The 22097-nt window shown below is 65.3% G+C and carries 20 protein-coding genes; 10 read left to right on the top strand and 10 right to left on the bottom strand.

The genetic code is table 11. The features are described from left to right. Nucleotides 1-62: 62 nt before the first annotated feature. The 9 genes from JI664_RS13255 to JI664_RS13295 all read right to left on the bottom strand — a co-directional run bounded on the left by JI664_RS13255 (nt 63) and on the right by JI664_RS13295 (nt 9638). The gene (locus JI664_RS13255; protein ID WP_207014232.1) at nt 63-383 is read right to left on the bottom strand and encodes a 2Fe-2S iron-sulfur cluster-binding protein; all 321 of its coding nucleotides are present in this window, start codon (nt 381-383) and stop codon (nt 63-65) included. Nucleotides 384-392: 9 nt separating this feature from the next. Then, complete coding sequence (locus JI664_RS13260) at nt 393-1154, bottom strand: SDR family NAD(P)-dependent oxidoreductase (protein ID WP_207014233.1); 762 nt, start codon at nt 1152-1154, stop codon at nt 393-395. A gap of 2 nt (nt 1155-1156) precedes the next feature. After that, the gene (locus JI664_RS13265; protein WP_207014234.1) at nt 1157-1807 is read right to left on the bottom strand and encodes an HD domain-containing protein; all 651 of its coding nucleotides are present in this window, start codon (nt 1805-1807) and stop codon (nt 1157-1159) included. Beyond that, on the bottom strand, nt 1804-3240 hold the full coding sequence (locus JI664_RS13270; RefSeq protein ID WP_207014235.1) for an aldehyde dehydrogenase family protein: 1437 nt from the start codon (nt 3238-3240) through the stop codon (nt 1804-1806). The genes JI664_RS13265 and JI664_RS13270 overlap by 4 nt, the downstream gene beginning before the upstream one ends. 10 nt (nt 3241-3250) lie before the next feature. Next, entirely contained in the window at nt 3251-3847 is a 597-nt protein-coding gene (locus JI664_RS13275) for an HD domain-containing protein (protein ID WP_207014236.1), read from the bottom strand. A gap of 51 nt (nt 3848-3898) precedes the next feature. After that, nucleotides 3899-5710 carry a PEP-utilizing enzyme gene (locus tag JI664_RS13280; protein WP_207014237.1) on the bottom strand — a complete coding sequence of 604 codons (1812 nt, stop codon included), beginning with the start codon at nt 5708-5710 and terminating at the stop codon, nt 3899-3901. A gap of 48 nt (nt 5711-5758) precedes the next feature. Further along, on the bottom strand, nt 5759-6829 hold the full coding sequence (locus JI664_RS13285) for a PEP/pyruvate-binding domain-containing protein (protein ID WP_207014238.1): 1071 nt from the start codon (nt 6827-6829) through the stop codon (nt 5759-5761). Then, nucleotides 6826-8076: a cytochrome P450 gene (locus JI664_RS13290; RefSeq protein ID WP_286174081.1), complete on the bottom strand. Its 1251-nt coding sequence runs from the start codon at nt 8074-8076 to the stop codon at nt 6826-6828. The genes JI664_RS13285 and JI664_RS13290 overlap by 4 nt, the downstream gene beginning before the upstream one ends. A 62-nt stretch (nt 8077-8138) precedes the next feature. Then, the gene (locus JI664_RS13295; RefSeq protein WP_207014239.1) at nt 8139-9638 is read right to left on the bottom strand and encodes a BTAD domain-containing putative transcriptional regulator; all 1500 of its coding nucleotides are present in this window, start codon (nt 9636-9638) and stop codon (nt 8139-8141) included. A 233-nt stretch (nt 9639-9871) separates the two neighbouring features. Here JI664_RS13295 and JI664_RS13300 point away from each other — a divergent pair, with 233 nt between their 5' ends. The 7 genes from JI664_RS13300 to JI664_RS13330 all read left to right on the top strand — a co-directional run bounded on the left by JI664_RS13300 (nt 9872) and on the right by JI664_RS13330 (nt 17747). After that, nucleotides 9872-11506 carry a GMC family oxidoreductase gene (locus JI664_RS13300; protein WP_207014240.1) on the top strand — a complete coding sequence of 545 codons (1635 nt, stop codon included), beginning with the start codon at nt 9872-9874 and terminating at the stop codon, nt 11504-11506. A gap of 152 nt (nt 11507-11658) precedes the next feature. After that, on the top strand, nt 11659-12912 hold the full coding sequence (locus tag JI664_RS13305) for an ABC transporter substrate-binding protein (RefSeq protein ID WP_207014241.1): 1254 nt from the start codon (nt 11659-11661) through the stop codon (nt 12910-12912). A 58-nt stretch (nt 12913-12970) separates the two neighbouring features. Continuing rightward, nucleotides 12971-13927 (top strand): branched-chain amino acid ABC transporter permease, encoded by a 957-nt coding sequence (locus JI664_RS13310; protein ID WP_207014242.1) that lies wholly within the window; start codon nt 12971-12973, stop codon nt 13925-13927. A 1-nt stretch (nt 13928) separates the two neighbouring features. After that, on the top strand, nt 13929-14924 hold the full coding sequence (locus JI664_RS13315) for a branched-chain amino acid ABC transporter permease (RefSeq protein WP_207014243.1): 996 nt from the start codon (nt 13929-13931) through the stop codon (nt 14922-14924). After that, nucleotides 14917-15630 carry an ABC transporter ATP-binding protein gene (locus JI664_RS13320; protein WP_207014244.1) on the top strand — a complete coding sequence of 238 codons (714 nt, stop codon included), beginning with the start codon at nt 14917-14919 and terminating at the stop codon, nt 15628-15630. Before JI664_RS13315 ends, JI664_RS13320 begins: the two co-directional genes overlap by 8 nt. Nucleotides 15631-15632: 2 nt before the next feature. Continuing rightward, nucleotides 15633-16349, top strand: coding sequence for an ABC transporter ATP-binding protein (locus tag JI664_RS13325; protein ID WP_207014245.1), 717 nt, complete (start codon nt 15633-15635; stop codon nt 16347-16349). A gap of 207 nt (nt 16350-16556) precedes the next feature. Continuing rightward, a complete protein-coding gene (locus JI664_RS13330; RefSeq protein ID WP_207014246.1) occupies nt 16557-17747 on the top strand; it encodes a multidrug effflux MFS transporter in 1191 nt (396 codons plus the stop codon). A gap of 39 nt (nt 17748-17786) precedes the next feature. Here the strand turns inward: JI664_RS13330 and JI664_RS13335 are convergent, their stop codons facing one another. After that, complete coding sequence (locus tag JI664_RS13335; protein ID WP_207014247.1) at nt 17787-18932, bottom strand: aminotransferase; 1146 nt, start codon at nt 18930-18932, stop codon at nt 17787-17789. Between the two features lie 114 nt (nt 18933-19046). On the opposite strand from JI664_RS13335, the gene JI664_RS13340 reads away from it, so the two are divergent. The 3 genes from JI664_RS13340 to JI664_RS13350 all read left to right on the top strand — a co-directional run bounded on the left by JI664_RS13340 (nt 19047) and on the right by JI664_RS13350 (nt 22029). Next, nucleotides 19047-19925, top strand: a complete 879-nt coding sequence (locus JI664_RS13340; RefSeq protein ID WP_207014248.1) for a LysR family transcriptional regulator — start codon at nt 19047-19049, stop codon at nt 19923-19925. 98 nt (nt 19926-20023) lie between these two features. Beyond that, on the top strand, nt 20024-20503 hold the full coding sequence (locus JI664_RS13345) for a formate dehydrogenase subunit gamma (RefSeq protein ID WP_207014249.1): 480 nt from the start codon (nt 20024-20026) through the stop codon (nt 20501-20503). After that, entirely contained in the window at nt 20503-22029 is a 1527-nt protein-coding gene (locus JI664_RS13350) for a formate dehydrogenase beta subunit (RefSeq protein WP_207014250.1), read from the top strand. The genes JI664_RS13345 and JI664_RS13350 overlap by 1 nt, the downstream gene beginning before the upstream one ends. Nucleotides 22030-22097: the final 68 nt, after the last annotated feature.

Raw genomic sequence — 22097 nt, forward strand, 5'->3', positions numbered from 1 at the left:
CGACGCCAGACACACGAGGCCGGGCACACTGGGCCAGACACACTGGGCCAGTGTGCCCGGCCTCAGCGCCCCGTTGCCACGTGGAAGACCGCGCCTTCAAGCGCCTCGGTCACGGTGATCTGACAGGTCAGCCGCGACGCGTCGCGCGGCTCGTTGGCCATGAATTCCAGCGTGTCGGCCTCGCTGGGCTGGGGTTCGGGCAAGGGACCGTTCGGCGCCTCGACCAGATAGCAATGGCAGGTCGCGCACATCGCCGAGCCGCCGCATTCGGCGATAATCCCCTCGATCCCCGCGTCGCGGGCCGAATACATCAGCGGATCGCCGGGCACGGCGTCGATTTCGCGCCGGGTGCCGTTTTCTTCGATAAAGGTGACTTTGACCATGCTGCCCTCTCAGATGAATTGTTTTCCGCCGTCGATCACCAGCGTCTGGCCGGTCACGAAAGACGACAGGGTCGATGCAAGATACAACGCGCCGCCGGTAATGTCGTCGGTGGACGCGTTGCGTTTCAGCGCGGCGCGATCCACCCCGTAGCCCGCCGCGTTCTCGATCAGCGCAAGGCTTGCCTCGGTCAGCGTGAAGCCCGGCGCGATGACATTGACGCGGATCCCGTCCTGCCCCATCTCGCGCGCCATGGTGCGGGTCATGGCGATGACCGCGCCTTTCGAGGCGACGTAATGCAGCCACATCGGCGAGCCCGAGAAAACCGTCGCCGAGGCGATGTTGATGATCGAGCCGCCCCCGCCCCCGCGCATCGCGCCCGAGACCGCGCGTGTCATCTGCCAGACGCCCTTGATGTTCACCGCCATCACGCTGTCCCAGACCTCTTCCTCGATCTCTTCGAAGGGACGGCGTTCCAGCCCGGCATAGAGCGCGGCGTTGTTGACCAGCGTGTCTATCCCGCCCAGCGCGGTCTGCGCCGTGTCCACCAGCGCCCGGCACGAGGCGGTCTTGGTCACATCGACCTCGGCAGCGAAGGCTTCGCCGCCCTGCCCGACGATGAGGGCGGCGGTTTCCTCGGCCCCGGCACGGTTGATGTCGGCCGCCACGACCCGGGCACCGGCCCCGGCAAAGGCCTGCGCAAAGGCCCGGCCCAGCCCACCGCCCGCGCCGGTGACGATGACGCGGTTTCCGTTCAGTGCGATCTCGCTCACGTTCAGGTTCCTTCGCTGGGTTTCAGGGTGGTGTAGGTCGGGCCGTGGCCCAGATAGCGGTGGATCGACTCCTCAGCCCAGACGGCGGCGGTGTTCGCCTCGGCCATGGCGCGGCCCTGCGGGGTCAGCATCAGCGGGTTCGAGCGCTCGCGCAGCATGTGCAGGATCTCGGTCACCGGCACATCGTACCAGCCCGCGATGGTGCGCATTCCGTGCGGCGTGGTGCGCCAGCCCTTGTCGGCATCCTTCATCACCGCGTCGTTAATGTTCTTGGCCTCTTTCACCGTGTCGTGGCCGTCGATCACCGCCAGAACCGCGTCGATATCCACCCCGTCGGGCCGGTGCTTTTCAAGGATCTCGCGCGCGATTTCGACCGAGTGCAGCTCGTGCTCGCGGACCAGATCCTTGCGTGTGGGGTTGCGCCCGATGGCCAGCAGCAGCAGATCCTCGGGGATGCGCTTCCAGCCCACGTCATGCAGCACGATGGCGGGCAGGACGACGCTGTCATCGGCCTCGGGGATCTGCGCCAGCAGCGCGCGCGCAAGGCCATAGGCGACGATCGTGTGCTCGTCATTGTTGCGCACGTCGAGATAGGGCCGCGCGTCGTGCCAGAGCGGCAGATCGCGGGGCAGGAATGTCTCGTCGGGGGTCACAGCGCCTCCTCCCAGCTCAGATACATCGTCTTGTATTCAAGGTAGCTTTCGACACCGTAGCGGCCCTTTTCCCGGCCCAGCCCGCTTTCCTTCATGCCACCGAAGGGCACGTAATGGCTCGAGCGCTGGATATCGTTGAGCCAGACCGAGCCCGCCTCGATCCCCTCGCACAGCGCCAGCCCCGTCGCGAGATCGCGGGTGAAGACGAACCCGGCGAGCCCGAAGCGCGAGTCATTGGCGAGCCGCAGCGCCTCGGCTGGATTATCGACCGGCGACAGGCCGATGACCGGGCCGAAGGTCTCTTCGCGCATGACCAGCATCTCGGGCGTGGCGTCGGCGATCAGCGTGGGCGGCAGGTAATGCCCCTGCGCAAAGCCGGGACCCGAGGCGCGCGTACCGCCGGTCAGAATCCGCGCGCCCTTGGCACGGGCGTCGGCGATCTGCCTTTCGCTGTTGGCGAAGATGCGGTCGTTGACGAGCGGGCCCAGATCCCCCTGCCCGCCAGCCGGGGCCAGTGTCAGCCCCTCGGCCCCAGTGGCGAGCCGTTCCAGCATCGCGTCGTAGACCGTGCGCTCGATATAGACCCGGTTGACGCGGTAGCAGAACTGCCCGGAATTGGCGAAGCCGTGCCGGGTGATGGCGGCCGCGGCGCGGTCCAGATCGGCATCGGCGCAGACGATGGCCGCCGAATGCCCGCCCAGCTCCAGCGTGACGCGCTTCATCGTGCCCGCGCAGGCGGCGGCGATGGCCTTGCCCGCCGGAACCGAGCCGGTGAACGCCACCTTGCGCGGCACCGGATGCGCGACCAGCGCCTCGCCCAGCGCGCGGTCGCCGGTGACGACGTTGAACAGGCCCGCGGGCAGGCCGGTGGCGTGGAACAGTTCGGCCAGCAAGATCGTGGACAGGGGCGTGTCCTCGCTGGGTTTGACCACCACAGGACAGCCCGCGATCAGCGCCGCGCCGAGTTTGAACATCAACAGCGTGATCGGATAGTTGAAGGGCGTGATCGCCACCACCACCCCCACCGGGTCGCGGGTGACCACGGTCCGCTCTCCGGGGGCCGCGCCCAGCGCCATCGTGGCCTGCAGGCGCAAGCCTTCCTCGGCATAGATGTCCAGCAGATCGGCCGAGCGTGCGATTTCGCCCACGCATCCGGCGAGCGGACGGCCCAGTTCGCGATGCAGCACGGTGCCGATCCGCTCGGCATTGTCGCGCATCGCCTGCGCGCAGGCTTTCTGCAGGCGCACGCGCTCGCTCATCGGTATGCGCTTCCAACTCTCGAAAGCCCGCGCGGCCGAGGCGATGGCGATCCCGGCATCCTCGGCCCCGCCCAGCGGTACGCTGTCAAAGGCCTCCCCCGTTGCGGGGTCGGTGACGCTCAGACGCTGGCCCGACTGCGCGGGAACGGAATGGCCGTCGATAAACATATCCATCCGCCGCCCCCTAAAGCAGATGCGCCAGCAACAGCGCGCGGGTCTTGGCCAGCTCCGCCTCGGCCATGGCGCGGCCCGGTTCGGTTTCGAATTTCGGCAGGATCTTTTCGTTGCGGTCGCAGTTCTGAACCGGCGTTTCACCGAACCAGTCGCAGCCCACAGCGGTGCCCGTCACCTCGTAGCGCCACAGCTTGTCGCTGTCGCGCACGATCCGGTCGTTCAGATGGCGCGGCTCGGGGCGGGTGTCGTGGCCGTCGATGATCTCGCAGACCTGCGCGATCACATCCCCGGACCAGCCGGTCTGTTGCAAAACCTGCGCGCCCAGTCGCACGCCTTCGGCCTCGTGCCGGTAGCGGACATCGGATTGCAGGATGTTTTCCGAGCGAAAGCCCTGTTCGAGGATCTCGTCCATGTCGATGGCCCACCAGCCGATATCGTGCAGCAGGATCGCCAGCAGGCAGACATCGCGGTCGGCCTCGGGGAAATGGTCGAGCAATTTCACGCACCACGCGAAAGACAACGGGATATGCACGTCGTTCTTGCGCGCGCGCATGTAGGGTTCGGCGGCGCGCCAGACAGGATCGTAGCGCGACAGGTCGGCAGACATCGCAAACTCCGCGAAGAGGAAATCGGGGGGCCGGGGCGGCCCCCCTTGCGTTCATTCGAGGATCGTCACGGTGCCGGCATTGCCATCCACCCGCACCCGCATCCCCGTCTTGATCTTCGACGAGGCATTGCCGGTGCCGGTCACGGCGGGCAGCCCGTATTCCCGGCAGACAATGGCCGCGTGGCTCATCATCCCGCCGATATCCGTGACCGCCGCACCGATCTTGCCAAAGACCGGAGCCCAGGACGGCGCGGTGACCGGCGTGACAAGGATCTCGCCCTTTTTCAGCTCGCCCAGCTGGTCGGGCGAGCGCAGCACGCGCGCGACGCCCTCGACCACACCGGGCGACCCGGCCATGCCGTGCAGTGCGCCATCCGTCGAGCCCTCGCCGGCCCATCGCTTGATCGAGTCGCTGGTGATGCCCCACAGCATGATGGTGAAGGGCTCGGTAATGACCTCGGGCGGGTTGTTGAGCGCGGGCTGCGGCGATTCCGAGGCGAGCGCCTCGACAATGGCCCGGCGGCGCCGGATCTCTTCAGGCCAGTGCGTGGTGCCCTGCAACGTCGTGCCGATGGCCCAGGCAGCAGAATAGTCCCACAGCACGTCGCGGACCTCGTTGCGCGACAGGAAGAACATGCCGTCCTCGGTCTCCCACAGGCCCTGATCCATGAGCAGCTTGGACAATTGCCGCATCTTGCGCCAGAACACACCAAGCGCCCAATGTTCGATGTAGAAGTTGTGGTCCTCTACATAGGGGAAGACAGTGCGCGACAGGCCCAGCTTCTGATCGAAGACCGCCTGCGCTTCCTCATCCATCATCTCGCGGTATTCGGCGGTGATGCGGTCACGCTCGGCCAGCAGCCTTTCGGTGGGGCGCATGATCTCGTCGCCCGCCTCGACCCGTTTGATGTAATCCTTGAGATAGGTCATCGGGATGTCGAGATGGTCGATCCAGTACTTGTCGGTCGAATAGAACCCGTTGCCGGACGTGAAGTTGAACCACGGGTCCTTGGCTTCATCCCATGCGGCCAGCCATTCCTTGCCGCCCGGCTTGGTCGCCAGATCGGCAAGGATCACATCGACATGGTCGCTTTCAAAGACCGGCGAAAGGCCCTTTTCGACCGCCAGCTTCGCCAGCTTCTTCAGCTCGTCATCGGGGCGGAACAATTCGCTGTCGACGCCCTGAACCATCTTCGCGATGGCCTGATCGGGGATCTGCGGGAACTCGCCTTTCATGAAGCCGAAGAAGTCGAGATAGGCCGCATAGCCGAGATTCAGGAACTCGAAATGGTACTGCCAGATCTTGTAGCAGAGCCGGATCGCATCGTCGTAGCGGTTGAACAGGTCATAGGTGTTGTCGAGCCCCTTGCCCTCTTTCACCCAGTCGACATCGACGACCTCGGGCAGTTCCTCGAATTCGATCGCGTCGAGCTCGCCGATCGTGGCCATGACCTTGGTCTTCCAGTTGGCCAGCAACGAATCCCAGTTCATGTAGTAATGGCCCGCGCGGTCCAGGAATTGCGGGATCCGGGCCTCGATATCCTCGGGTGCCACGCCGATGGGCGAGAAATAGACATACCCGTTCAGGATCCGGTAATCGACGCCATTGGCCGGCGGCACCAGCAGGTGACGGGTGTTGTACTGGCCCAGCCCCTTGGTGGCGAAATCGACCATGATCGTGTCGAAGGGCCGGAAAGGCGTCGGCCAGTGCTGCGAGTTGCAGAACCAGAACTTGCCGTCCTCCTCGGCGCGTTTCTCGGGTCTGAACAGCACGTAATAGGGATAAATGCTTTCCCAGCCTTCGGCCCCGGCGGGGGCCTTCACGTCATAGGCGCTGGGAAACAGCGGTGTTTGAGCGTCCATTCTTGATCCTCCCTGAATGGCACAGATACTTGCCCCTTCGGCTCGTGCTTAGCGCTTCGAGCCGTAGGGGTTGTTCAAGGTTCCGACGATACTCATCATCCCGGTCGCGTAAGGGTTCTTGGGTTTGTCCTTTTTCTTCTGCGACCAGATGGTTTCGGGACGCGATTGCAGCGCCAGCAGGTTCTCGCCATCGGGCAGATCGGCGTCGATGGCCCATTCCACGTCCTGCGGACAGCCATTCTGTTTCTCAAGCCGCTTGGCGAGCTGCGCGACGGCGATCACCTGCGCATCGGTCAGGCTGGGTGTCTTGCGGCGCGCGTCGTCGACCTCCCGTTCGACGGTCTCGCCCCGCTCGGCATCGCCGATCAACTCGACATGCTTGTCGCTGATCTTGCGGTCGATGATCTCCATCAGCACCTTCTCGACGCTGTAATTGTCGGGAGTCACCACGCCCGAAACGACCATCTCGCCCAACCCCCAGCTGGCGTCGATGACGATCCGCGTACGGTCGCCATTGAGCGGGTCAAGCGACATCGCCACCCCGGCGGCGCGGGCATTAACCATCTTCTGCACGCCCACACTCATATTCACATCGGCATGGGGGATCTTGTTCTTCTCGCGGTAGGCCACGGCGCGGGTCGCAAACAGCGAAGCCCAACAATCGCGCACCTTCTCGACGACAGCGTCTGCGCCACGCACCCACAGATAGGTGTCCTGCTGGCCCGCGAAGCTGGCATCGGGCAGGTCTTCGGCTGTGGCCGACGAGCGCACCGCGACGGGCATGTCGTCGCCCATCGAGGCATAGGCTTCGCGGATCGCGGCTTCGACCTCGACCGGGATCTTGTGGCCGCGCATACGGATGCGGATCGCCTGCGCGGCGCGGTCGAGCGCGTCGAAATCCTCGGGATCGACACCCTGCAGATGGCGCTCGATCTCGGCCCTGAGGCCCGTCTGCTGAAGCATCGCCAGATAGCCGTCAGTGGTCACCGCGAAGCCCGGCGGCACCGCGACCCCGGCCTGCGTCATCTCGCCCAGCGACGAGCATTTGCCGCCCACCCGCGCCAGATCGTGCTTGCCGATCTGATCGAAACTCAGCGTATAGGTTCCGTCGGTTTTCATGCAGAAGCACCCAGTTCCACCATGACCGACGTCGGAACGCGGAAGGTGATGTTGCGATGGTATTCGGCCTCGAATCCGGGGGCGAGGCGCAGGTCGGGGAAACGCTCGGACAGCTGGCGCAGCAGTACCGCGCCTTCCATCTTCGCAAGCTGGAAGCCGAGGCAATAATGAATGCCGTAGCCGAAGCTCAGATGCGTCCGCGCGTTCTTGCGGGTGATGTCAAGCTTTTCGCCCTCGGGGAATTGCGTCTCGTCGCGGTTGGCAGAGCCGGTAATCATCAGCACCTCGGCGCCCGCAGGCAGCGTCACGCCGCCGACCACCGCTTCGGTCCGCGCCTTGCGCCGCCAGCCCACGACCGAGGGCATGTAGCGCAGCATTTCCTCGACCGCGTTGGGGATCAGCGCGGAATCGGCCTTGATCGCATCCCACGCATCGGGGTTCTGCATCATCGCGATGACGTAGTTGCCCATGAAAGTCGAGGTCGTCTCGTGGCCCGCGAACAGAGTCGAGTACAGGACGCCCGCGATTTCCTCGTTGGTGATATCGGCGCCTTCGGCCTGCAGCCGCAGCAGGTCCGAGGGGAAATCGTCGCCCGGTTCTTCGCGGCGCATGTCCAGAAGATCGTGGATGTATTTCCAATAGGCGACCATGTCATGCGCGACCGGGATCATCTCTTCGTCCGACAGGTCCGACCACGTCATCTTGCCCCGGCTGGCGCCGTATTGCTTGATCTTCGGCACGTCCTTGTCAGGGATGCCCATCAGCGTGAACAGCACATGCGCGGGCACCGGATAGGCGACGATATCCCAGAAATCGACGGGCTTGCCGCTGCGACCGGCATCTTCCAGCTTGTCGAGATGGGTTTTCACGATCTCTTCGATCTGCGGCTCGATCGACTTGAAGCGGCGCGGACCGAAGCACGATTGCGCAACCTTGCGGATGCGGGTGTGATCGGGGGGCACGCGGGCAGTCAGGCCCGAATAGGCCGTGAAGCCGCCATCCTTCAGGATCTGGCGACCGGCCTCGGACATCGGCCGCATCGGTTTTTGCGCGTTTTCCGAGCTGAAGGTTTTCCAGTCGTCAAAGATCGCCTTGATGTCGTCGAAGCGGGACACGACCCAGTAACCGCTGGGTTCGTGATAAAAAATCGGTTCTTCCTTGCGGAACTGTTCCCACCGGGCGTGAGGCCGGTTCAGGTCGAACGGATCAAAGCCGTCCGACGGCAAAATGCCGTCCATCGTTTCCATGTCGATATCCTCCCAAGCTCGCCAAACCTGACACCGATCCCGGCATGGGGCGAGCATGAGAATCAGCGTAGGACCAATTCTTTGGTTTTTCTTTGGCCCGGCGTCAGACGGTCCAAAGAGCGGCACAGCTCGTCATAAACTGCCCTGATTTCAATGCCTTCGTGCTCTTCTCCGAAATTGGACATCGCCTTGCGGTATTGCCGGTACTGCCGATGCATCGCGTCCGGGCGCCCCATCGCGTGGAAGACGCGCATGGCCTCGGCATTGGCGGCCTCGCTGGTCGGGTCGATAGCGATGGCGCGCTGCGACCATTCCAGCGCCTCGGCATAGCGGCGATAGCGGCGCAGAAGTTTCGACAGGTCGTAATGCACCCGCATCGCCATCTCGCGCAGCCATGTGCGGCGGGGCATGATCCAGTCTTCGGTCTCGGTGGCGAGGTATTCGAGCGGAAGGTCTTCGAACAGATCGCCCGCATAGAGCCGCTCGGCCTCGAAATACACGACCAGCGCGGCATCCTCCTTGCCGTGGCGGGCCAGCGACAGCGCGCGGCGGCAGAGCTGTTCGAACGTGGTGATATCGACAAGGCTGCCGGGCGGCGCGTTCAGCCGGTAGTAATCGCCGGTGCGGATGACCGACTCTCGGCTTCCCAGCACCTTGCGCAGCATTGCGACCGTGTGGTGCAGCCGTGCGCGCTTGGTCTTTTCCGTCTCGTCGCCCTGCCAGAGCAATTCCCCGATCTGGTCGGCATGCGCGCCCTTCTCGCCCGCGTTCAGCAGATAGGCAAAGAGTGTCTTGGTCTTCTTGGGGGCGCCGCCGGCGATGCGCCAGTCTACCTCGTGCTGACCCGCGACGAAGACGCGCAGCTGCCCGAGGCAATGGATATGCCAGCGCTCGCTATTCCCTTGCGTGACCAGCGGCGGCGCCGCGTCGTCCAGCCAGTCGGGCGAGGCGCCGCGCGCGGCGGCCTTGTCAAACGTGCGAAAAAAGCTCTGCCCCGCAAAGTCGGGCACCACCCGGCCCAGCATGAAGCCAAGTTGCTCATCCAGCGTCGATTCGTGCAGCAATTCGCGGGGCATCCAGTACGGATTTTCGTAGAGCCCGCTCGGCGCGAGGAAATGCTGATGCGCCCGGAACGCAGAGAGAAGCTGCTCTTCGATCAGCCGTTGCCGGTTGTAGAGCGAGATCACCGAAAGCCCGGTTTCGGCGCTGATACGCTCGGCCACATTGCCCCATTGCTCGATCGCCGCGACGCCCATCATCGCCATCGACGCCCAGGTCATATCGACCAGAACCGCCTGCAAACCGTCCTGCCCGGCCAGCAGATCGCGCAGGCGCTGAATCGTGTCCTCGGGGTCGAAGGGCAGGATCTGCAGCCCCGGCTTCGCATAGCCCGTGCGATGCGAGGCCGGGATCTCGGGCAGCAAAGCGGGATCATCGCTGATCAGAAGCCGCCCCTCGGGCCAGCTTACCAGCGCGTCGGCCATGAAGTCATGATCGGCGAACCCACAAAACAGGGCGGCGTTGATTTCCTGAACATGTGTCGAATCAGGCGTCGTGTTCATGGCCCCTCCCCCCGAACCGTTGAAACGTCTTGCGTATCAGCATCTTACTTCACGAAGCAATTTTTGCCAAAGAGAAACCAAAGCGTCCGCCTCTAGCCTCTGCCTGCCGACATACTGCGCGGCAGGGAGGAATTCGCAAATCACGTCACCGCCGACCCCGCATTCGGGCGTCGATCGGAAGCGTATGTGCGAAACAAGGCACCGCGTGCCGGTGCCGAACGGAGGCCGACCCATTGGCGGGTGAAAAGTCACAGTTCGATTATGTGATCGTGGGCGCGGGGTCGTCGGGCGCCGTGCTGGCGCACCGGCTCAGCGAGGACCCCGCCATCCGCGTCTGCCTGATCGAGGCCGGACCGAAAGACCGCAGCCCGCTGATCCGCGTGCCGTTGGGGGTAATGGTCCTGTCGAAGGACAAGCGCCACAACTGGCTCTATGCCTCGACCCCGCAGGACGGGCTGGACGGGCGCCGCGTCTCGATCCCGCGCGGTCGGGTTCTGGGCGGTTCCTCGGCGATCAACGGGATGATCTATATCCGGGGCCACCGGGCGGATTACGACAACTGGGCGGCGATGGGTTGCACCGGCTGGGATTACGCATCGGTCCTGCCCTATTTCCGCAAGTCCGAAGACAATACCGACCCGTCGCTGGATGACGCCCATCACGGGCGCGGCGGCCCGCTATCGGTGTCCAACCTGCGCGATGCCTCGCCCATCGACCATGATTTTCTTGCCGCCGCCGGGCAGATGCAGCTGCGCGGATGCGCCGATTTCAACGCGCCCGAGCCCGAAGGCATGGGCCTGTATCAGGTAACTCAGAAAGATGGCAAGCGGCACTCGACCGGCGCGGCCTTTCTCAATCCCGTGCGCAACCGCGCCAATCTGCACATCGAGACCGGGCTGGAAGTCGAGCGTATCGCCCTCGTCGGGCAGCGCGCGACGGGTGTCATCGGACGCAGAGCCGATGGCACGCCGGTCCGGATCGACGCGGCGGGCGAGATCATCCTGTCAGCCGGGGCAATCGGCTCGCCCGACATCCTGCTGCGCTCGGGCATCGGGCCTGCGGACGAGATCGCGGGCTGGGGCGGGACACCGCTGCACGATCTGCCGGGCGTCGGTCGCAACCTGCAGGACCATGTGGATTGCATGGTGATCTGCCGCACCCGGACCCGCGCGGCCTATGGCATTTCGCTGCCCGCCCTGCCGCGCCGGGCGATGGACCTGCTCAACTGGGTGACGCGGTCGCGGGGCATGTTTTCGTCCAACATGGTCGAGGCGGGCGGCTTCGTGCGCAGCTCGCCGTCCGAGCCGCGCCCCGACATCCAGTTCCACATCATCCCCGGCCTGAAAAGCCACCGGGGCCGGATGATGGAATGGGGTCACGGCGTGTCGCTGCATACCTGCGTGCTGCGCCCCGACAGCCGGGGCTCGGTCACGCGCTCAGGGACCGAAGGGCGCCCGAATGTCGATCTGGGCCTGCTGCGCGAGGAAAGCGATGTCGCGCGGCTGGCAAAGGGCGTCACCCTTGCGCGCCAGATCCTGCAACAGGAACCGATGGCGCGCCACGGCCTGACCGAGGTGATCCCCGGTGCGCAGGTCACCGATGACGCGGACCTGCGCGCCTATCTGCGCCAGCATGCCCGCACCGTTTACCACCCGGTCGGCACCTGCGCGATGGGCACCGGGTCTGACGCCGTGGTCGATCCGGCCCTGCGCGTGCGCGGCATCTCGGGGCTGAGGGTCGTCGATGCGTCGATCATGCCGCGCATCGTGTCGGGCAATACCAACGCGCCCGCGATCATGATCGCCGAGAAAGCCGCCGACATGATCCGCGCCGACCGGTCGGCGCGGCAATCCCATGCTGCGGAGTGATGCCATGACGGCGATCCTTCGCCCCGCTCCTTTGTTCCGCGTCGTTCGCAAGCCGCGCGGGACGAAGCCAAGGCCCCGGATGATGGGAGCATCCGGGACCGTATAAGAAGACCCGACAAAATCCCGCTGCACGTCCACGGAGGAGGAGAGACATGCGCTACGGAAAGACCTTGGGGGTGGCCACAGCCCTCGTGACCCTGACTATGGCCGGACAGGCCATGGCCGAGGCAAGCTGCGGCATGAATACCGGCGAAGCGGCGACCGGCGATCCGATCATCGTCGGCGGCATCTACGGCGACGCGGCGCCGGGCGACTGGTCGTCGTCCACCGATTCCGCCGCCGCCTATTTCGCCTGCGTCAACGCCAATGGCGGCATCAATGGCCGTCCTATCGATTACCGCGTCGAGAACGATCAGTGGAACCCGGAATCCGCCGCGCAGGCCGCAGCCCTTCTGGTCAACGACACGCCTACCGTGGCGATGGTCGGCAATGGCAGCTTCATCGAGATGGCCGTCAACGCCAATACCTATGAAGAGGCCGGGATCATGGTCATGGCCTCGGCCTGCGCCATTTCCGAGTGTTTCGAGACGCCCAATATCGTCTCGACCAATCAGGGGCCGCTGCCCTCGAATCTGGGGGCCGCGCAATACGCGGTCGAAGAGCTGGGCGCGACGCATACCGCCTGTATCGGTCTCAACATCCCCAATAACGGGATCTGGTCATGCGGCGCAGTCAACGACTTCATGGAGTCGCGCGGGCTGCAGGGAACCTCGGTCCTGATCAATCCGGGCGCGCCGGACGTGAACTCGGCGCTGCTGGAAGCGATGGCCTCGGGCGCGGACACGATCCTCATCAACCAGCCTGCGGGCATCGCGCTGGCGATCCTGTCGGCAGCCGAGGAACAGGATCTGCGCGACCAGTTCATCTGGATCGCCCCGACGCCGCTTTACGACCTGTCGGTCCCCGAAGCGGTGGGCGATTACTGGGACGGCCATGTCTACGTCAATGCCGAGCTGGCGCCGCTGAACCTTGAAGGTCCCGACGCGCAGAACTGGGTCGCGGTGCTGGACGAATACGGCAATGACGACGACCCGCGCGATACGTTCGGGCAGGCGGGCTATCTGTCGGCGCGCTTTTTCGTCGATGCCATGCTCGAGATGGATCCCGCGCAGCTTGACGACCGCGCGGCGGTATCGGACGCGATCCGTGGCATTTCGGGCTATACGTCGGACCTGATGTGCGGGCCGTATTATGTCGGCGATGCCGATTTCCACATGCCCAACCATGCCGGCTACATGGTGCAGATCACCGGCGGCAGCTTCGAGATCGTGCGCGAATGCTACGAATACGACAGCCCGTATTTCGAACCGCACCGCGCGCTTGAAGCCGAGCTCGGCCTGAACTGAGTGCCTGTCCCCGCCGCGTGACCCGCGGCGGGGATCCTTTTGACCGGGCAGGATTTCTATGACGATCGCACGATTTGGCAACTGGATTCTCTGGGCCGTGCTGATGGCGCTGATCATCGGCTGGTTCGGCTGGGGCGGACGCCCGCAGATGATCGGGCTGTTCATCGCCTCGGGCCTCGCGGTGGGCTCGCTTTATGCCCTCGGCGGCATCGGCATCGTCGTGCTCTACCGCGCCACGGGTGTCTTGAACTTCGCGGGCGGGGCGGCGGGCGCGGCCGGGGCGATGACCGCGTGGCAATTGACCGATTGGGGCGTCTGGGATCCGATCAGCTGGATCGCCTGCCTTGCCGTCGCGCTGGCAATCACGCTGTTTTATGGCCGCCTGATCGCGCCGCGTCTGGCGTGGCGGGAAACGGTGGTCAAGGCAGTCGCCACGCTGGGCTTCGCGCTGATCATCCTCGGGGCGGTGAGCTTTCTGTGGGTGGACGATCCGCGCTCGATCTCGTTGCCGACCGATGCCATCGGCGTGCGCATTCTGGGCATGCGCGTGACCGCGACGCGGCTGCTGGTCTTCTTCGCCTCGATCGGCATCGTCGTCGGCATCTGGCTGTTCCTTGCCCGCACGCAGATCGGCCTGCAGATGCGCGCGCTGGCCAATGACCGCGACCTCGCCGCGCTGATGGGCATCCCGATCCTGCGGGTCGAGACCATCGCCTGGGGGATCTCGGGGCTTCTGGCAGGGTTCACCGGGCTGATGTTTGCCGACCTGATCCGGCTTGAGCCCACAATCATCACCTTCATGGTCATCCCGTCCATCGCCGCGGCGATCTGCGGTCGGCTTGAGAACCTGACCGTGGTGCTGCTGGGCGGGCTGTCGATGGGCGTGATCGAGAACATGCTGACAATGTCACCGATGCTGCGCGGGGTCCGTCCCATCGCGCCCTTCGTGATCGCCGCTCTGGTCCTGCTCTGGTACCAGCGCGGGTCGCGGCTGACCTTCGGCGGGAGGGACTGACATGGACAGAAGCCTTTTTCGCATCACCCGGTCTGGCTGGGCGGGGCTGGCGCTCGCGGCCTTCGCGATCGTGATCCTGCCGTCGATTTCGTCGCGCTTCTGGCTGTCGGTCTTTACCTCGGCCGGGTGCTTTACCATCGCCATCGCGGGTGTCGCCTTCATGTATGCGCGCCTCGGCATGGTATCGCTGACGCAGGTGGGGCTGATGGGCGTGGGCGGCTGGGTCGCGCTACGCCTGAACTACGCGTTCGATTTCCCGTTTGAGGTGAACATGGCGCTGGCCGCGCTGACGACGATGGTCTTCGGTTGGATCCTCGCCCTGCCCGCGCTCCGGATGCGGGGGCTTTATCTGGCGCTTGTGACACTGATGGCGGCGGGCGGGCTGGAGATCATCTTTGCCACGTTTCAGTTCCCCAATGGCGGCGACGGGTTCTGGGGCGTCCAGACCGGATCGGGCGAGGCGTTCCGCCGCCCGTGGATCGCGCAATCGCCCGAGGCCTATCTGCGCTATGTCATCGCCTGCGCGGTGCTGGGCTTCCTGCTGATCGAACTGCACCGCCGCCTGCAACCGGGCCGCGCCTGGGCGCTGATCCGGCGCTCGGAAGCAGCGGCAATGGCGGCGGGCGTCAATGTCACGCTCTACAAGACATGGGCCTTCGGCATCGCGGGCCTGCTGGGCGGCGGCGCGGGCGCGCTGCTTGCGGGGTCGCTCGGGCTGCTCGATGACGGCACGTTCCGGGCCTCTGAAAGCGTGCTGGTCTTCGCGCTCGCCGTAGTGGGGGGCGCGCGCTACTGGCAGGGGGCGGTCGTGGCGGCGCTTCTCTACAAGGTACTGCCGCCCCTGCTGAACAATTGGGGCGTCGATGCCGATCTTGCCTATATCATCTTCGGCGCCGGCCTGCTGCACGCGGTCATCACCGCACCCGACGGCATCGCCGGTCAGATCATGGGCGCGGTCAAGGGCCTTTCCCGGCGCAAGGAGCGGGCCGATGCTTGAGATATCCTCGATAACCGTGCGCTTCGGCGGTGTGGTTGCGCTCAACGATGTCTCGGCCCGGTTCGACAAACCGGTCAACGGTATCATCGGCCCCAACGGCGCAGGCAAGACCACGCTGATGAACGTGCTGTCGGGCTTCGTGCAGCCCTCGGGCGGCAGTGTCTCGCGCGACGGGCAGGATCTGCTGCGGCTCGCCCCGCACCGGCGCGCGCATTGGGGGCTGCGGCGCAGTTTCCAGAAGGAAGAGATCGCCGACGACCTGACCGTCTTCGAAAACGTGCTGGTGCAGATCGACAATTCCCGCACGCCCATGGCCGAAAAGCGCGCCGAGGTCGAGCGGATGCTCGATCTGGTCGGCATGGCAGGGCGCGCAGGCAAGATCGGCGCGGATCTGTCGGGCTTCGAGCGGCGGCTGACCGATGTGGCGAAATGCATGGTGGGCAAGCCGCGCGTGGTGATGTTCGACGAACCGGCGGGCGGGATGTCGGTCGATGAATCGCGTGAACTGGGCGCGCTGATCCGGCGGATTCACGCGGCGACGGGCGCACAGACGCTGGTCATCGACCACGATGTCGAGCTGATCCGCGAGGTCTGCGAGGACACGCTGGTGCTGGATTTCGGTCGCCGCATCGCCTTTGGCCCCACGGCCGATGTGCTGGCCGACCCGAAGGTCAAAGCCGCGTATCTGGGAACCGAGGAGGTGTGAGCATGGCACTTGAGGTCCGATCACTCGATGTCTCGTCGGGCAGTCGCAAAGTGGTGCGGGATGCGTCTTTCACCATCGAGCCGGGCAAGGCCGTGGCGGTGCTGGGTGCCAACGGCGCGGGTAAGTCCGAGCTGGTTCTCGGACTGGCGGGGATGATGCCGGTGACGGCGGGCCGCTTCAGCGCCGATGGCACCGATCTGACCGGCGCCGGGCCCGATGTGATCCGCCGGGCGGGCGTGGCGGCGGTGCCCGAGGGGCATCGCGTGCTCACAAGGCTCAGCGTCGACGACAATCTGCGCGCGGCCGGGTCGATCCTGCCGGACGGGCTGGCGCAGACGCTGGCCGATACCTATGCGCTGTTTCCCGAACTGGCCGAACGCAAGGGCCAGCTTGCCGGAACCATGTCGGGCGGGCAGCAACAGATGCTGGCGCTGGGTCACGCCATGATGTGCCGCCCGCGCTATCTGCTGATCGACGAGATGTCGCTGGGACTGGCGCCGCTGGTGGTCAAGCGGCTGATGGGCTTCGTTGCGGATCTGAAAACGCGCGGCGTGGGCATCCTGCTGATCGAGCAATTCACCGACATGGCGCTGTCAGTCTGCGAGGATGCGGTGATCCTGCGCAGCGGAACAACGCGCTTTTCGGGTCCCTCGGCCCGGCTGGTCGAGGATCCGAAGCTGTTGGATCAGGCCTATTTCGGCGCCGAAACGGCGGGGTAAGCGCCTGACATCACGCCGCCCGCGCGACGCATCCGAAGGCCGCAACGCGGAGCCCGGCCGGCACAGATGTCGCCTTCGCGCTATGGTGTCGCGAAATCGGCTGCTGCTGCCTTGACTTGTTTCACATGCAAACGATATTCCCCGGACCCTTGCCCGGGCGCCCTCGCGCGCGGGTTTCCCTATTTTGACAGATCCACAGGTTTCCCGATGCGCGATCCCCGTTTCCGCATGGCCCTTTTGCTTGGCCTTCTCGCCGCTGTCGGTCCCTTTGCGATCGACATGTACCTGCCTGCCCTGCCGCAGGTCGCCACCGATCTCGGCACGACCGAAGCCGGGGCCGCGCTGACGCTGACCGCGTACTTCCTGGTCTTCGGGATCGCGCAGATGATCTATGGCCCGATGTCCGACGCGCTGGGTCGCAAGCGCCCGCTGGTGATCGGCGTGTCGATCTTCCTCGTGGCCTCGGTCCTTGCGGCGATGGCCCCCAATATCGGCACGCTGATCGGCGCGCGCGCGCTGCAGGCGCTGGGGGCGGCGACGCTGATGACGGTGCCCCGCGCGGTCATCCGCGACATGGCCTCGGGCGCCGATGCCGCGCGGATGATGTCGGCGATCATGATCGTGATCTCGGTCTCGCCGATGCTGGCGCCGCTCACCGGCTCGATCGTCATGACCTTCGGCGGCTGGCGCGAGATCTTCGGCGTGCTCGCCGGGGCCTCGGTGCTGAGCCTGTTGCTGATCCTCTTCGTGCTGCCCGAAAGCCTGCCCGCCGAGCGGCGCCAGCCGGTGCGGATGCGGGCGATCTGGGCGGGCGCGCGGCGGCTACTGACGGACCGGACCTTCCTTGGCCTGACGATGATCGGCGGCTTCGGCATGGCCAGCTTCTTTGTCTTCCTCGCCTCGGGCAGCTTCGTCTATACCCGCGAATTCGGCCTGTCGCCCACCGGCTTCTCGCTGGCTTTCGCGATCAATGCGGTGGGCTTCTTCGGCGCTTCGCAACTTTCGGGCCGCCTGTCGGGCCGGTACGGGCTTGAGCGCGTGATCTCGGGCGCGATCAGCGGCTTCGCGGCGGCGACGGTGCTGCTGGCGCTGATCGGCTGGGCGGGCTTTGCCTCGCTGCCAATGGTCGTGGGCGGGCTGTTCGTGGCCAATGCCTGCCTTGGTCTGGCGCTGCCGACCACGATGGCGATGGCGATGGACCCGCATCCCGATATCGCGGGGCTGGCCGCTTCGATCGGGGGAACGGTGCAGATGCTGACCGGCGGGCTGATGATCGCCGTCACCAGCCTGTTCCTTGAGAACTCGGCCGTCAGCATGCTCAGCGTCATCGCGGGCTGCGGTATTCTGGCCTTCCTCAGCGCCGCCGCCGCGCTGACGACCCGGCGGGTCGCGGCCTGAACCTGACGCTGACTGACATCTCTTGCGCCGCCTGAGAAATCAGGCGGCGTAAATCGTTCCCGGACGCGGCCTGCGGGCCAGAAACGCACTGGTCCGCGCCAGCCCTTCGCGCAGGATATCGGTGGCATTGGCGTAGCCGATGCGCAGATACCCCTCGACCCCCAGCGCCGAGCCGGGCGTGAACATCACGCCCGTTTCCTCAAGCAGGTCGATGCAGAATTCGCGAGATGTCAGCGGCAGATCGTAGCGCACGAACGCGGTTGTGCCTGAGCGCGGCGGCACCCAGTCGAGCAGCGGCTCACGGTCGATCCAATCCGACAGGATCTGCAGATTGATGCGCGTGATCTGTTGCGAGCGGGCAAGAACCCTTTCGGCATTTTCCAGCGCGACGCTGGCGAAATGGTCGTCAATCCGGCCCACGCTGATCGTGTCGTAATCGCGGTGGATCGACACCGCCGCGATCACCTCGCGCGGCGCGGCGATCCAGCCCAGCCGAAGCCCGGCCAGCGAAAAGGCTTTGGACATGCCAGCGGTCGAGATCCCCTTTTCATAGAGATCGGCCATCGACGCGCTGCGCCCGTCGCCTTCCTGATCGGTGCCGCGATAGACCTCGTCGCACAGCACATAGGCGCCAGCCTCGCGGGCGATGGCAGCAATCTCGTCAAGCATCGGACGCGGGATCAGCGCGCCGGTCGGGTTGTTGGGATTGGTCAGCGCGATCAGCTTCGTGCCCGGCACGACAAGATCACGCAAACGGTCGAGATCGGGCAGCCAGCCATCCTCGGCCCGCAGGGACAGTAAGTGCACATCGGCGCCGAGGCTTTCGGGAATCGAATGATGCTGCTGATAGGTCGGCACGATCGACACCACCCGGTCACCCCGCCCCACCAGCGCCTTGTGCACCAGCATATTGGCCCCGATCGTGCCGTGGGTCACAATGATCCGGTCTGGCGATTGCTGCGCATAGAGCCGGGCAATGGCGTGGCGTAGGCGTTCAGACCCCTCGATATCGCCATAGGTCATGCGCATCGGCAGAAGCTCGGCCAGCGCATCCGCGTTGGTGCCGGTGAGTTCGAGCAATTCGCCAAGGCTCAGGCTTTGCACGCAGGTCTCGGCAAGGTTCCAGTCGCACTTGGTTTCCCACTCGTTCATCCAGATCTCGACCCCGAACGGTTCGATGTGCATGCAACCCTCCTTTTTCTCCCATACCCCACCTAGTCCATTGGCAGGGCGGGAAAACCATGGTGCGCGGGTATCTGCGCACTTTCCGCCGCTCTCAGTTTGGAGCATGCTAAACACATGATCGACAAGCTTGAAATGCTTATTGCTTTGGCGCGCGAACGCCACTTCGGACGCGCGGCCGAAGTCTGCCACGTCACGCAGCCCACGCTGTCTTCGGCCATCAAGTCGCTTGAGCAGCAACTGGGCGCGCAGCTTGTGCAGCGCGGCGCACGGTTCATCGGCCTCACGCCCGAGGGCGAGCGCGTGCTTGCGCGCGCGAAAACCATCGTCGCCGAGGCGCGCGCGCTGAAATCCGACGTCACGGTCGCGCGCGAAGGGTTCGCGGGCACGCTGCGGCTGGGCGTGATCCCGACGGCGCTGGCCTCGGTCCACGATCTGACGCAGCCGTTTCTCGCCGATCATCCCGGCGTGCGGCTGCAGATCCTGTCGCTCAACAGCCACGAGATCCTTGAGCGGCTGGCCGAGTTCGAAATCGACGCGGGCCTGTCCTATGCCCGGGGCGACCAGCCGCAAGACCGGCTGCCCGGCTTCAAGACGCTGCCGCTTTACGCGGAAAGCTATGCGCTGGTGACGAAAGCCCATCCCGGCCAGCCCGCCAGCATCGACTGGGCCGAGCTTGACGGATTCTCGCTGTGCCTGCTGACGCCGGACATGCAAAACCGCCGAATCATCGACCGCAACCTTGTGCGCAGCAAGATTTCCGCCGCGCCTCGCATCGAATCGAACTCGATTCTGGCGCTGATCAGCCACATTACCGACCGCCACACCGCGACCGTCCTGCCGCTCAGCACCGCGCAATTCTACGCGCAGGGGCGCGATCTGGCCTGTATCCCGCTGACCGGCGCGGTGGGCGGGATTTCGGATGTCGCTTTCATACTGCCGCCGGTCGGTCGCCGCACCTTGCTGCTCGACGCCTTCGTCGAGAGCCTCGCCTGACGGTTTCGATAGACGCCATCTATCAAACCACGGAATTCACAATTTGATTGGCAATCGCTTTCCCGGTAGGAAACCCGCAATCCGGTCGGAGGAGCCACATGCCAGCCACACCCGCCTTTGACGCCGCAGGCGAAGAAACCCTGAGCGAAATCCTGAACGCCCATCGCGGCATCGAGGGTCCGCTGCTGCCGATTCTGCATGCCGTGCAGGAAGCCTTCGGCCATGTCCCGCAAGAGGCGCTGCCGATCATCGCGCAGGACCTGAACATCAGCCGTGCCGAAGCGCATGGCGTGATGTCCTTCTACCACGATTTCCGCGAGAACCCGGCGGGCCGCACGGTGCTGAAGCTGTGCCGCGCCGAGGCGTGCAAATCGGTGGGCGCCGACGCGCTGGCCGACCAGACGCGCGAAAAGCTGGGCATCGACTGGCATGATACGACCGAAGACGGCGCGATCACGCTGGAACCGGTGTTCTGTCTGGGCCTGTGCGCCTGTGGGCCGGCGGCGATGGTCAACGGCAAGCTGGTGGGCCGCGCCGATGCGGCGAAACTGGACAAGATCCTTGAGGGAGCGCGCTGATGAAGATCTGGGTCCCCCTCGATTCCGCCGCCGTCGCCCTGGGTGCCGATGACGTCGCCGACGCGATCAGCGCCGAAGCCGCCAAGCGCGGCGTCGATGTCACCATCGTGCGCAACGGCTCGCGCGGCATGATCTGGCTTGAGCCGCTGGTCGAAGTCGCCACCGATGACGGCCGTCTGGCCTTTGGTCCGATGGAGCCGGGCGAGGTGCCCGCGCTGTTCGACGGGCTGGAAAGCCACGCCAAATGCCTTGGCCTGACCGAAGAACTGCCGTGGATGGTGCGCCAGACGCGCCTGACCTTCGCGCGCTGCGGTGTCATCGACCCGCTGTCGCTGCATGATTACGAACTGCATCACGGGCTGAAGGGTCTCAAGCGCGCGCTGTCGATGATGCCTGCCGAGATCGTGCAGGAAGTCACCGATTCCGGCCTGCGTGGCCGGGGCGGCGCGGGCTTCCCCACCGGCATCAAGTGGAAGACGGTGCATGACGCCGCCGGTCCGCAGAAATACATCGTCTGCAATGCCGACGAGGGCGACAGCGCCACCTTCGCCGACCGGATGCTGATGGAAGGCGACCCCTTCACCCTGATCGAAGGCATGGCCATCGCCGGCATCGCGGTGGGGGCCACCAAAGGCTACATCTATACCCGCTCGGAATACCCGATCGCGATCAGCCAGTTCCAGAAGGCGATCGAGATCGCGCGCCGCGAAGGCATTCTCGGCCCGCGCGTGATGGGGTCCGATTACAGCTTCGACATGGAAGTCCGCGTGGGCGCGGGCGCTTACGTCTGCGGCGAGGAAACGAGCCTTCTGAACTCGATGGAAGGCAAGCGCGCCGTGGTGCGTGCGAAGCCGCCGCTTCCGGCGCTCGAAGGCTTCATGGGCAAGCCCACGGTCGTCAACAACGTGATCTCGCTGGCCTCGGTGCCGGTAATCATGGATCGCGGCGCGGCGTTCTACAAGAATTACGGCATGGGCCGTTCGCACGGCACGATGGCTCTGCAGATCGCAGGCAACGTGAAATACGGCGGTCTGTTCGAAACCGCGTTCGGCCTGTCGCTGGGCGAGATCGTCGAGGACATCGCCGGCGGCACGGCCTCGGGCCGTCCGGTCAAGGCGGTGCAGGTCGGCGGCCCGCTGGGTGCGTGGTTCCCGCCCGCGCTGTTCGATACGCCCTTCACCTATGAAGACTTCGCGGCCAAGGACGGCCTGATCGGCCATGCCGGCCTGACCATCGCCGATGACAGCGTCGACATGCTGAAAATGGCCCGGTTCGCGATGGAATTCTGCGCCATCGAAAGCTGCGGCAAATGCACGCCCTGCCGGATCGGCGCGGTGCGCGGCGTCGAAACGCTGGACCGTGTGGCGGCGGGGGATCCCTCGGGGATCCCGCTGGTCGCGGACCTTTGCAACACGATGAAATCGGGCTCGCTCTGCGCTCTGGGGGGCTTCACGCCCTATCCGGTGATGTCGGCGCTGACCCATTTTCCCGACGATTTCGCCACCGCGAAGGAGGCCGCCGAATGACCCGGCAGAACGACCTCGTGGAATGGCTTAAATCCGAACTGATCCTGAACCGCCAACCGAAGCCTGCA

The organism is Rhodobacter sp. NTK016B (genome assembly GCF_017303295.1).
Taxonomy (GTDB): Bacteria; Pseudomonadota; Alphaproteobacteria; order Rhodobacterales; family Rhodobacteraceae; genus Pararhodobacter.

Excerpts from the sequence above, each read along its gene's own strand:
- JI664_RS13320 (WP_207014244.1), top strand. The coding sequence starts at position 14,917 with ATGCTTGAGATATCCTCGATAACCGTGCGCTTCGGCGGTGTGGTTGCG.
- JI664_RS13310 (WP_207014242.1), top strand. The coding sequence starts at position 12,971 with ATGACGATCGCACGATTTGGCAACTGGATTCTCTGGGCCGTGCTGATG.
- JI664_RS13335 (WP_207014247.1), bottom strand. The coding sequence starts at position 18,932 with ATGCACATCGAACCGTTCGGGGTCGAGATCTGGATGAACGAGTGGGAA.
- JI664_RS13285 (WP_207014238.1), bottom strand. The coding sequence starts at position 6,829 with ATGAAAACCGACGGAACCTATACGCTGAGTTTCGATCAGATCGGCAAG.
- JI664_RS13315 (WP_207014243.1), top strand. The coding sequence starts at position 13,929 with ATGGACAGAAGCCTTTTTCGCATCACCCGGTCTGGCTGGGCGGGGCTG.
- JI664_RS13350 (WP_207014250.1), top strand. The coding sequence starts at position 20,503 with ATGAAGATCTGGGTCCCCCTCGATTCCGCCGCCGTCGCCCTGGGTGCC.
- JI664_RS13290 (WP_286174081.1), bottom strand. The coding sequence starts at position 8,076 with ATGGAAACGATGGACGGCATTTTGCCGTCGGACGGCTTTGATCCGTTC.
- JI664_RS13305 (WP_207014241.1), top strand. The coding sequence starts at position 11,659 with ATGCGCTACGGAAAGACCTTGGGGGTGGCCACAGCCCTCGTGACCCTG.
- JI664_RS13330 (WP_207014246.1), top strand. The coding sequence starts at position 16,557 with ATGCGCGATCCCCGTTTCCGCATGGCCCTTTTGCTTGGCCTTCTCGCC.
- JI664_RS13345 (WP_207014249.1), top strand. The coding sequence starts at position 20,024 with ATGCCAGCCACACCCGCCTTTGACGCCGCAGGCGAAGAAACCCTGAGC.
- JI664_RS13325 (WP_207014245.1), top strand. The coding sequence starts at position 15,633 with ATGGCACTTGAGGTCCGATCACTCGATGTCTCGTCGGGCAGTCGCAAA.
- JI664_RS13255 (WP_207014232.1), bottom strand. The coding sequence starts at position 383 with ATGGTCAAAGTCACCTTTATCGAAGAAAACGGCACCCGGCGCGAAATC.
- JI664_RS13280 (WP_207014237.1), bottom strand. The coding sequence starts at position 5,710 with ATGGACGCTCAAACACCGCTGTTTCCCAGCGCCTATGACGTGAAGGCC.
- JI664_RS13295 (WP_207014239.1), bottom strand. The coding sequence starts at position 9,638 with ATGAACACGACGCCTGATTCGACACATGTTCAGGAAATCAACGCCGCC.
- JI664_RS13340 (WP_207014248.1), top strand. The coding sequence starts at position 19,047 with ATGATCGACAAGCTTGAAATGCTTATTGCTTTGGCGCGCGAACGCCAC.
- JI664_RS13275 (WP_207014236.1), bottom strand. The coding sequence starts at position 3,847 with ATGTCTGCCGACCTGTCGCGCTACGATCCTGTCTGGCGCGCCGCCGAA.
- JI664_RS13270 (WP_207014235.1), bottom strand. The coding sequence starts at position 3,240 with ATGGATATGTTTATCGACGGCCATTCCGTTCCCGCGCAGTCGGGCCAG.